This window comes from Enhygromyxa salina (assembly GCF_002994615.1).
Classification (GTDB): domain Bacteria; phylum Myxococcota_A; class Polyangia; order Nannocystales; family Nannocystaceae; genus Plesiocystis; species Plesiocystis salina_A.
In genome coordinates this window covers 1-10,479 of the sequence record NZ_PVNK01000309.1, presented here as the reverse complement: position 1 = coordinate 10,479, position 10,479 = coordinate 1, and the positions used below count along the sequence as shown (strand labels likewise).

Below are 10,479 nucleotides of genomic sequence, written 5' to 3'. Positions count from 1 at the left end.
GTCGTCGACCCGCCAGATGTAGATGTCATCCTCGGTCCCGCCCGCGAGGATGTCGTTGCCCCCAGCCCCCCAGCAGCGCAAGCGACCACGCGAGTCGATCACGCAACTCGAGCGCCCGTCCGGGACCAGATCGACGATGTGTGCCGGAGCCTCGACTTCATCGCCGCCGCAGCCCGAGCCGAACGCCAGCGCCGACATAGCGATTGCCCCAAGCAGCCGGGTCACGCTGTGGCCTCCCTCAGGCCCCGAGATCACCGCCAGGCGCGCAAAAAAACGATCGTTTGGGTTCACCGAGTCGGCGACGCCCTCGCAGCCCGTCGCGGTGTCCTGTCCGGGCTCGCCGATGACCAGGTCCGAACAGCACCTACCCGCGAGCCGACCGGCCGCGACGCCGGCGCCAACGTGATCGCGCGCCTGTACGGCGTCGCCGACTCCGGTCCGCATCCCAATTCCATACCACCAGGAGCATCATGGGCAATGGCGCGAAGTCCCGACAACATTGTTGCCATGTGCAAGGTTCCAACCCACGAGGCTGATCGCAGAGCTCCAAGGCTCCTGACCGCGCCGAGCTGGCGCCCAGCGCTTCGGAGCGGAGCGGCTCATCAACGAGTCCGAGGTCCCCGAAGCGGACTTGTAACGCCAGCCGAGCTCACCAGGTGAACTCGACCTGGCCGTTACCGGACTTCACCCCCGCCGCGTTGTCCTGGCTGCTCCCGGTGTTGTACGAGCCCCCGCCACCACCGCCGTGGTAGTAGCAGGTCCCGCCCGCGCCACCGCCCGAGTAGCCGCCGCCGCCGCCCGCGGTGTGCAGATGGTTGCAGAGGTTGGGCATGCAGCCACCACCGCCACCACCCCCAAAGCCTCCGTCGCCGCCGTAGTTCTGGCACGCAGGCACCCCGCTCGGATCGTCGAGCACCGAGCTCCACCCGCGCCCGCCCGAGCCCGACACCGACTGCCCGTCCTCGCCGTTTTGCCCGCCCGGTGAGTCGTTGTACTCGTCGTCGCTGCGGCTGCCCGTGGCGTCCTCGGTCGTGACGCCGGGCTTGCCCTGGTAGTGGGGCAGGCCGTTATTCTGCAGCGACGAGCCACCGCCGCCGCCCGCGACGATCATCGGCTGCAGCTGCCCCTCGGTCCACACGAAGGTCCCACCGCCGCCACCTCCGGCGCCGTTGGCCTCGTTGCCCTGGACCGGCTCCGAGCCCATCTCGCCGACGACGACCTGAAGCACCTGGCCGCCCACGACGTTGAAGGTGCCCTTCATCCGCGCGCCGAGGCCACCTTCTCCGACGAGGTCGGGGTTGTCGCCACCTTGGGCGCCCCAGGCCTAGCAGCCCGGGGTGCAATGCCTCGCGCCGCCTCGCTTGGCCTCTTCGCCGAGGGCTTTGTCGCCAAAACTTGCAGTACGCCCGATACAGCGGCATTTTGGCTTCGCGCCCTCGGCGAAAATTCCGGCGCGAGGCGACACGATGCATTGCACCACGGGCTGCTAGATCGTGAGGCTCATGACGCAGTTGGGCACGATGAACTCCTCGACCTGGCCGCTGAAGTTGAAGGTCTGCATGCCCGGCCCGCCGTCGCCGCCGATGCAGGTGCAGTCGTTCGCGCAGCCGTCGTCGTCGATGTCGTTGCCGTCGTCGCAGTCCTCGACGCCGGCCTGGGTGAAGCCATCGCCGCAGTAGGCCGGCTCGCAGCTGCCCGGGCACATGTCGAAGTCGTCGTCGTTGTTGTCGTCGCAGGTCTCCATGCCCTCCCACACGACCCCGTCGCCGCAAAACGCGTTCGTGCACGCCGCCGTGCAGGCGTCGGTGTCGATCATGTTGCCGTCGTCGCACTCCTCGTTCTCGGCGTGGACCGCTCCGTCGCCGCATGTCGCAATGGTGCAGGCGTTGGTGCAACCGTCGGTGTCGTCCATGTTGGCGTCGTCGCAGGTCTCGACGCCCTCCCACAGGACCCCGTCGCCACACACGTTGATCACACACGGCCCGATGCAGCCGTCGGTGTCGTCGGTGTTGCCGTCGTCGCACACTCCTCGGACAACATGTTGTGGTAGCCGTCGCCGCAGACCGAGAAGGTGCAATCGCTGTCGCAGAACATGGTCTCGTTGCCGACGTCACACTCCTCGCCGGGGTCGAGCTTGCCGTCGCCGCAGTAGGGGCCGGGGTCGCCGTCGCCATCGCCATCGCCATCGCCGTCGCCATCGCCATCGCCGGGGTCGCCGTCGCCGTCGCCGTCACCGTCACCGTCACCGTCGCCATCTCCATCGCCGGTCTCGTCGCTTTCGGTGTTCGGATCCGTCGTAAAGCTGAAAGCATCGTCCGCGCTCGACTGGTCGTCGGCGCAGGCGAGGCTCACGGACAAAGCGAACAAGACAGCGGCACCGAGAGGTCGAAGGTCACAGTTCATCACAAGGCCATTATCGATCGATCTCGGGCTGCTAGATCAAGCGCTGAATTTAAAAAGCTGAATGATTTAGGGCTAGTACGAGCCGCAAGGCGAGCGTTTGGGGTGAGCGGAGGGGGCTTCGCCGCCGCAGCGAGGGCCCTGTTCCAAAGGCCCCTTGAAGATTAGAAGGCCTGAGTCGAGGGCGCAGCGCTTGATTCAGGCCTAGCAGCCCGTGGTGCAATGCCTCGCGCCGCCTCGCTTGGCCTTTTCGCCGAGGGCTTTGTCGCCAAAACTTGCAGTACGCCCGGCACAGCGGCATTTTGGGTTTGAGCCCCGTTTAGGGGGCCACCCAAACGATGGCGTAGCTCAGAGTCGCTGACGACCACAAGAGTCTAGAAAAGGCTCCCCTGTAGGTCTAGTGGATCCAAAATGGGCAGATGTGAGCGAGACACGTACAAGTAACTCGACACCGCATCAATTTCATGTGAGCGAGCGCCGTCAAAATCTCTTCTTCCGGGGCAAAACTCATGGCATGGTCGATAATCATGCTCGATTCCCGTACTTGGTCCTCGAAACACCGTCATTCCTTCCTCGCGCTGACAGTCGCAGCGTTTGTCTTCGGAAGTTCGTTCGCCGCTTTGGCAGACGAAAGCGCATTGAGGAAGGAAATCATCCAGTGCATCAACCAAGGCCTGGATGTGAACAACACAGAGAACGAGGATATGCACCTGACCTCTCTCGAGTTGAAGTTTTTCAAGGATGTCGTCGACAAGGAGGTCATGAAGGAGCCGCTCAAACCACACACTGAGGACGAACAGAAGCAGTTCTTCAAAGACATCGAGGACGCGGCGAAGAAGAAGCTCCCGGAGGTGCCTACCGAGAAGATCGACAAGATAATGATAGAGTTGAAAAAGATCGCAGCGCGTTGCACCCAGGAACTCTAGCAGGCTGCTGAAAGACCCCGCGCAGCCCAGAGCGCGTCTCTGGCGCCCGAAGCCACGAAGCCAAAACGAAGCTGTATCCGGCATACTACGAGCTTTTGGCGACGAAGGTATCGGACCTCAGGGGCGCCCCCCCCGACAAGGAGGTGCTCTAGCAGGAACACTCGGTGTCACGCTCAATCTCCAAGTCGAGATCGAGCGCCTTTTCCTCGCTGCTCAGCGTCATCGAATCCCAGTCAGAATGCGTCACGTACAGATACTCGAAGTTCCCGTCGAGGTCGGCGTCGAAGATCGCCTCGGGGTTGACGGATTGCATGACCTCTTCAAGCTTGTCGCCGACCACGCGATCGAAATTGGAGATGCCCGTAGGGTAGCGCTCGCCGCATTCCCCACCGTCGGTGCCGAAATCGAGCTCGACGAGGCGCACTTGCTTGTCGGCGTCGATCCACGAGATCACCTTCGCCGGGTATTCGGCGGTGATGGCCTCCCAGGTCTGCTCGTGCTCACGCTCCTCCGACGAGAGCTCGTCGTACCAACTCTCATACTCCCTCCGGGTCTGTGCCAGGATCTCGGAGCGCTCGAACGCGGCCATCTGGGCCTTGCCTTCGCTGGTCTCGCGCTGTGTCGGCCGGAGGACCACGGGGGGAGGCAGCTGTGCATCACGGGCCCACAGCGCGCCCTTGCAGCTGGGGTCAGGCTCGATCTCCGCGACCAACCAGTGAGCCTCGTCGCGGGCCCACAGCGCCTCGCGCCACACTCGCTTGGGGACGTCTTCGGGGTTGTCGTACTCCCAGATCTTGTCGGGTATGACGTCGTTGAGGCCCGAGCCGCCGTACTGACTGATCACGTGGAACTTGCCGGCGTCAACGCTGCAAACTTTACCGTCCTGGCCGTAAAGATCGAAGCTGCGCCCGCTTTGGGCCCGCAGCGCCGCGGGCAGCTCGGACAGGGCGGCTTGTTTGGCGACCCGGTAGGTAGCGTCGCCGGGGGGCTCGTAGAACTTGCCTGTGCCCCACTCAGGCGCGGCCTCGGTGCTGAGGACCAGACCGTTCGCGGTCACGAAAAAGAAGGGAGACGCCACACTGATGGAGGGCTCGGGCTCGGCCTCGGGCTCGGGTTCGGCCTCGGGCTCGGGCCCGGGCGCCGGATCGGCTTCCGGCTCGTGCACGCAGACGTCCACGGCGGTCAGCTCGGCCTGGGTCGGCGGCTCGGCCTCGCAGCTCGCCGGCACCTCGCTCCCGCGCGGCACGGTCAACGCGAACACCAGCGGCCCGAGCAGCAACCCCATGCCAAGCACCAGCTCCACGCCTTTCCGTCGTTGTCGCATGGTCATCGCACGTATGAGCGAGCCCCTCGATTCCCGCGGCCCCATATCTGGCCGAGCGTGGCTCATGCTGCCCCTCTAGCAGCCCGTGGTGCAATGCCTCGTGTCGCCTCGCGCCGGAATGTTCGCCGAGGGCGCGAAGCCAAAACGCCGCTGTACCGGGCGTACTGCGAGTTTTGGCGACAAAGCCCTCGGCGAAAAGGCCAAGCAATGCATCGTGTCGCCTCGGGCTGCTAGTCTTCAAGGGACCTTTCGAAAAGGCCCCTCCGCTCACCCCAAACGCTCGCGTCTCGGCGAGTACGAGCCCTAAATCGTTCAGTTTTTTCATTTCAGCGCTTGATTTGGGGCTAGTGAGTTGGCAACACCTGAAGCTACTATCAGCTATTGGCTCGGCATCTGTCAAACCGCGCACCGCGCGCCAACCGCCAGCCGACCGAGGGCGCGACCGGCCATTTGCGGCGGTGCGTGGCAGCCCCCACAAAACTATGTACATCCAGCGTTCAATCTACTCCTGCCAGCGCAGTTTGTAGATGGCGACCGGGTCCTCGCGCCCCTTGACCTTGTGAAAGTGGGGCCCGTCGACCGGACAGGGCGGCGGCCCGCCGAGGCGCTCGAGCGTGGAGACGCCCACCGCGATCTCCTCGGCCCCCGCGAGCCCGCAGATCCGACTGGCGAGGTTGGTGGCGTCGCCGATCGTCGCGTACTGGAGGTAGTGCTCGGACCCGATGTTGCCGGCCGCGACCCGACCGGTGTTGAGCCCAATGTGGATCTGCAGGGGCGGAAAATTGGTCAGCTCGAGGTTCAGCCGCGTGATCGCCTCTTGCATTTGGATCGCCGCCAAAACCGCCCGCTTGGCGTCGTCGACCCGGCGAAAGGGCGCGCCCCAGACCGCGAGCAGGGCGTCGCCGATGTACTTCTCGAGGGTGCCCTCGTGCTCGAACACGATCTCGGTGATCACCGGGAAGTAGCGGTTCAAGACCCCGACGACGTCGGTCGGGGCCATCTGCGCCGACATCTCCGTGAACCCGCTGATGTCGCAAAACAGCGCGGTGACCTCGGTGTCGATCGCGTCGACCGTGAGCTTGGGGTGCTCCATCAGCTGGGCGATGGCCGTGGGCGGGAAGAAGCGCAGGAGGTTGCTGCGCTGGATCGCCTCGTCTTGCAGGCGCTGGTAGAGGCGCGAGTTCTCGATCGCGATGGCGGCCTGGGCCGCGAACGCAGACAGCAGCTCGAGATCCTCGCTCGTGAACGCGGCGGGCAGCGTCAGGTTGTCGACATAGAGCACGCCGATGATCTCGTCGTGGGGCTTGAGCGGCGCGCATATCGACGAGCGGACCGAGGCCAGGTGGACCGACTGCGCGCCCGCGAGCCGGGGGTCGACGGCGGCGTCGGAGAACAGCGCGGCGACGCTGCGCTCGCGGACATAGTTGAGAATGTTCCGGCTGTAGGTCCCGGGCACGTCACCGAGGGTCGCCTCGCGCCGCGACTCGACGATCGGATCGCCGAACTCGCCGCTGGCCTCGTCGATCATGATCAGCGCGACGCGATCGATGTCGAGGATCGAGAAGACCAGGTCGAGGATCTTGGCCAGCTGCTTGTCGAGGTCGCCGGGCGAGGACAGCAGGCGCGCGACCTCGAGCAAGACCTGCAACCGGCCCTCGGCGCTCTTGGGCAGCTTGGGCCGACCGAGGCCAGAGCTGCGCCGGTTTTGAGCCTGGCTGAGCAGATCGCTGACCAGGACCCGCGTGGCCTCGGCCGAGATCTCCTGGATCATCGAGTCCGGGGCCGGGACCGAGTACTCGGCGATGCTGTAGACGAACACCACGTCGCCGCAGCTGAAGTGCTGGCCGTCGTCGAGCTCGCGGGGGCCCTCGACCCGGTCACCATCGACGAAGGTCCCGTTCTTGCTGCCGATGTCCTCGATCGTCGCGCGGCCCGAGCTCTCGACCACGATCCGCGCGTGCTGACGCGAGAGGCTCTTGTTGTTCACCCGGATGTCGCAGTCGCGGCCCCGGCCGATCAGCGCGCGGCCGCTCTCCAGCTCGTGCACGCGCTCGTCGCGGTTTCCGGGGTTGGCGATCACGCGGGCCATCGGCCGCAGGATTGTCGTCGAAGCCGCGTCTCGACCGCAAGCGGCCCCTGGCCCGGTGCTCGAACCCGCTCAGGAGTACTGCCGCAAGCTCTTGCGATCGTCACGAGCTTGGCGAGCGCCACGGAGCGGACGCTGGTTGGCCGCGACGTTCCACCCGCGCTCGCGGACGACGGCCGCCGCCCGCCGCGAGGCCACGGCCTGGCTCATGCGTAGCCCGTGGCTGCTGAGCAACTCGTCGAGCTCGTGGAAGCTGTGCTCGATCGTGTGCCGGACCGACTCGTAGCCGTGGCGCACGGCCGCGTCGCGCTTCCAATAGGCGAGGGGGTTCATGGCGAAGAAGTCGAGGTCGTGCTCTTTGGGCTCGAGCAAGACAATGTCGCCTTGAAACTGCGCGTGGTGTCGATAACGCTCGAGCCCGAGGCGCAGGCGCGACTGCAAGAGGGTGCGAAACACCTGGTTGAGCACGCCCTTGAGGCCCTGATCGGTGATCCGGCGGCCATGCGGCAGGCTCGGCAGGGGATCGTTCCAGATCGGGCGGAAGGGGTTGTAGCAGATGACCAGGTCGGCGCCCTTGTCGATCGCAACGTCGATGTTGGCGGTGTTGCGGACGGCGCCGTCGATGTAGTCGACGCCGCCGAGGCGCGCAGGCTGGTAGAAGATCGGCAGCGCGGTCGAAGCCTGGACCGCCTCGGAGATGCTCACGCCCGTGTGCTCGCCAGCGCCAAAGATCACCCGCTCGGCCGTGTCGAGCTCGCACGCGGCGAGGTAGAGCTGGTTGCGCCGCTCGGCGGCGAAGGCGGCGAACTCGTTGGAGACGCCGATCTTGGCGAGGCCACGCCGCAGCCAGCGCTCGAGCGGCGCGTTGGTCATCAAGCCCGAGGGGACCACGTCGCTGAGCTCCGGAAACGCGGCGCGCGGCGAGACCTCGTCGCGCAGGCGCAGGGCCATGCGCTCGACGTGGAGGTAGTCGGGCGAGCGCAGCAGCTCACCGAGCGCGTCGTGAAAGGTCGTCGGCAGGCCGGGCAGCCCGCGAAGGAGGTCGAGGACCGCGTTCGGACCCCAGCGGGCGAACTCCCAGGCCAGCTTGGCCGGCCGGCCGACGAGCTCGGCGACGTTGGGCGTGTAGAGGTCGACCGGACGCAGGGGCTCGAAGCGATTGCTGACGCCGTCGAGGACCTCGATGATCTCGTCGGGGGTGAGCCCGGCGGCGAGCGGAACCGACAGCAGCGCGCCAGCCGAGAGACCGACGTAGATGTCGAGGTCGGCGATGTCGCGTCCGACGAGGTAGTCGTTGAGGGCCTTGAGCCCGCCCATCTTGAACGCGCCGCCTGTCATGGCACCGCCAGCCAGGACTAGCGCGATCTTCGACTTTCGCTTGCTCCGCTGGGTATCCTTGGCCTTGCGGATGAGCGTGAGCCCCACCTGATGCTTATACCCTGCAATTGAGCGTAAAGTGGATTGCGTATATTACGCACCCCCATTGGGGTTGGGCTTGCGCGTTCGAGGATCACGCGCGACAAGGCCCCATGCCGCGCTGCTCGCTGATCCTCGCAATCGCGCTGCTCGGCTGCGCGCCCGGTCGACCGTCGAGACCCCCAACCCACGAAGAGCTCGTCGTCGACCACATGGAGGGCGACTACGGCGAGGTCCTGCGTTGGTGCCCGGTGATCCTGGACGATCCGGGCGCGGACGAGCCGCGCGCCGACTGGTGCCTGTTCGGATATCCAGCGGCGCTGCGCCTCGCGCTCGAGACCGAGCGCGCGCTGGCCTTCGTGCGCTCGGTCTGCACCGACATGACCGGTCGTCCGGATGGCGACGAGGACTTCCGGACCTTCTACGTGCGCGAGGTCGCCCGGTGGTTCGCGCTCCCGCTGCGACTCCAACGCCAAGACGAGGGCCTGACGCGGGCTTTGCGAGGGGCGGTCACAGACTTCAGCGAGGTCTGCCAGGTCGACGCCCAGGAGGTCTATTTTGGCCTCGACACCGAGCTGCCGCGCCGCCGGGACGCCGGGCGCTGATCCTGCGGCCACGCGCGCGGCCTGGCTTCGCGCAGGCCCCAAAAAGTGATATCCGAGGGTTCTGGCTGCGCCGCAACAGACACTCCTCGGCCTCGTCGCTGCTGGCGATGCAGCGGCGGTGCAGCAGTGCCTTGGCCGCTACGGAGCGCTGGTCTGGTCGATCGCCCGGCGCTTTGCTCCGGCCGGCCCCGAGGCCGAGCACACGACCCGAAAGATCTTCATCGAGCTGTGGACCCACGCGGGTCGCTACGATCCGCGCGTCCTGTCCGAGCCCGTGTTCATCACGATGATCGCGCGGCGACAGGCGATCGAGCGGCTGCGCCAGGCCGAGCAGCGGCCGCTGCTCAAGCCCGCGCCGGACTCACTGTCGAGCAGCGAGCAGCACACCGCGCTCGAGCGCTGCGCCGAGGCGTCGATCGCCGCGGGCGTGCTCGCGACCCTCAACCCGCGCCAGCGGCGGGTCCTGTCCCTGGCGATCGGCCAGGGCATGACGCCCGACGAGGTCGCGGCCGCGACCGCCGTGCCGGTCAACGCCGTCCGCTCGCTCGCGCGCCGGGCGATCGTCGCGGTCCGCAAGCGCCTCCAGGCCGAGGCGGGCGCGACCGCCCAGGTCAGCGCTCCGGCCAAGCGCCTCCACACCCTGCTGACCGACCGGGCGATCGCAGGCCTCGACGGGCGCCAGCGCGCCGAGCTCGATCACCTGCTCGCGGGCATGTCGCTCGATCCCAGCTACGAGACCGCGGGCGCGGCGATCGAGCTCACGCTCATGGCCCACGGCGAGCCGATGAGCGCGACGCTCGCGGCAGAGGTCCTCGATCAGGCCCGCCACTACTGGGGCTTCGCCAGCCCGCGCCGCCACGACGACACCCTCGGCGGTCCCGGACTCGGGGCCGACGAGCTGATCGACGACGGGGTCATCGGGCCCGGAGCCGAGGCCGGCCTGCTGGCGGACGAGGCGGATCCCGAGGCCGCGGTCGAGCGGATGTGGGAGCGCAGCCCGGGCTTCGACGCCGTGCTCGAGTCGAGCTTGACCAACGGCCGGCTCGACCGCGCCACCACGGCCCCCGAGTCCGAGCTCGACGAGCCCATCTCGCGCCCGCGCGAGCCCGACGAGCCCGAGGAGCCCGAGCCCGACGAGCCCGAGCCCCGGGACCGCGAGGAGTTCGAGCCAAGCTCCGACAGCGAGCTCGAGCTCGAGCCGTCTGCGAGCCGCTCCGAGATCGGGGCGCCGCTGAGCGAGTCTCGGATCGCCCGCTTCGCGACCTACTTCAGCGCGATCGCGGCGCTGATCATGCTGTCGATCGCGCTGTGGCTGTTCGTCCACCGCGACGATCCGACCAGCGCCGACGAGCTCCAGGCTCAGATCGAGGCCGCCGACGACAAGCTCGAGTGGAGCTTCGATCGCCGGGACGACGAGGCCGTCAGCGCCGACGCGGGCGGCTCGGTGCTGTGGAGCTCCGAGCTCCAAGCTGGCGTGATCGTCATCCACGGCCTCGCGGTCAACGATCCGAGCAAGGTCCACTACCAGCTGTGGATCAACGACCGCAAGCGCGACAACCCGGTCAACGCGGGCGTGTTCGACGTGACCGAAGAGGGCGAGCTCCGCCTGCCCTTCGACACCAAGCTCGTGGTCGACGAGCCGGCCTCCTTCGTGATCACGATCGAGCGCCCGGGTGGCGTGGTGGTCTCCGCTCAGGAGCGCGTGGCCATGGTCGCGGCTGC

10 protein-coding genes are annotated in these 10,479 nt (G+C 67.0%); 3 read left to right on the top strand and 7 right to left on the bottom strand.

What is annotated here, in order from left to right; genetic code table 11:
* From ENSA5_RS35005 to ENSA5_RS34990, 4 genes are all read right to left on the bottom strand, one after another.
* The coding region (locus ENSA5_RS35005) for a hypothetical protein (protein ID WP_219906920.1) at positions 1-444 on the bottom strand (444 nt) is incomplete at its 3' end.
* A gap of 205 nt (positions 445-649) precedes the next feature.
* Positions 650-1,261, bottom strand: coding sequence for a glycine-rich protein (locus tag ENSA5_RS35000; RefSeq protein WP_106396068.1), 612 nt, complete (start codon positions 1,259-1,261; stop codon positions 650-652).
* 225 nt (positions 1,262-1,486) lie between these two features.
* Complete coding sequence (locus tag ENSA5_RS34995) at positions 1,487-2,026, bottom strand: DUF4215 domain-containing protein (protein WP_146156452.1); 540 nt, start codon at positions 2,024-2,026, stop codon at positions 1,487-1,489.
* Positions 1,972-2,352 (bottom strand): hypothetical protein, encoded by a 381-nt coding sequence (locus ENSA5_RS34990; RefSeq protein WP_106396066.1) that lies wholly within the window; start codon positions 2,350-2,352, stop codon positions 1,972-1,974. Before ENSA5_RS34990 ends, ENSA5_RS34995 begins: the two co-directional genes overlap by 55 nt.
* Before the next feature lie 575 nt (positions 2,353-2,927).
* Between ENSA5_RS34990 and ENSA5_RS34985 the strand changes: the two genes are divergently transcribed.
* Positions 2,928-3,326 (top strand): hypothetical protein, encoded by a 399-nt coding sequence (locus ENSA5_RS34985; protein WP_146156451.1) that lies wholly within the window; start codon positions 2,928-2,930, stop codon positions 3,324-3,326.
* A 148-nt stretch (positions 3,327-3,474) separates the two neighbouring features.
* Here ENSA5_RS34985 and ENSA5_RS34980 read toward each other — a convergent pair whose 3' ends face one another.
* From ENSA5_RS34980 to ENSA5_RS34965, 3 genes are all read right to left on the bottom strand, one after another.
* A complete protein-coding gene (locus ENSA5_RS34980) occupies positions 3,475-4,629 on the bottom strand; it encodes a hypothetical protein (RefSeq protein WP_181198481.1) in 1,155 nt (384 codons plus the stop codon).
* A gap of 523 nt (positions 4,630-5,152) precedes the next feature.
* Positions 5,153-6,739 carry an adenylate/guanylate cyclase domain-containing protein gene (locus ENSA5_RS34970; RefSeq protein ID WP_106396063.1) on the bottom strand — a complete coding sequence of 529 codons (1,587 nt, stop codon included), beginning with the start codon at positions 6,737-6,739 and terminating at the stop codon, positions 5,153-5,155.
* 69 nt (positions 6,740-6,808) lie between these two features.
* Complete coding sequence (locus tag ENSA5_RS34965; RefSeq protein ID WP_106396062.1) at positions 6,809-8,161, bottom strand: patatin-like phospholipase family protein; 1,353 nt, start codon at positions 8,159-8,161, stop codon at positions 6,809-6,811.
* Between the two features lie 104 nt (positions 8,162-8,265).
* On the opposite strand from ENSA5_RS34965, the gene ENSA5_RS34960 reads away from it, so the two are divergent.
* Together ENSA5_RS34960 and ENSA5_RS38805 are read left to right on the top strand one after the other, a co-directional pair.
* Complete coding sequence (locus ENSA5_RS34960; protein WP_106396061.1) at positions 8,266-8,757, top strand: hypothetical protein; 492 nt, start codon at positions 8,266-8,268, stop codon at positions 8,755-8,757.
* Positions 8,758-8,875: 118 nt separating this feature from the next.
* Positions 8,876-10,479: sigma-70 family RNA polymerase sigma factor (locus tag ENSA5_RS38805; RefSeq protein WP_258183115.1), on the top strand; the 1,604-nt coding region annotated here is incomplete at its 3' end.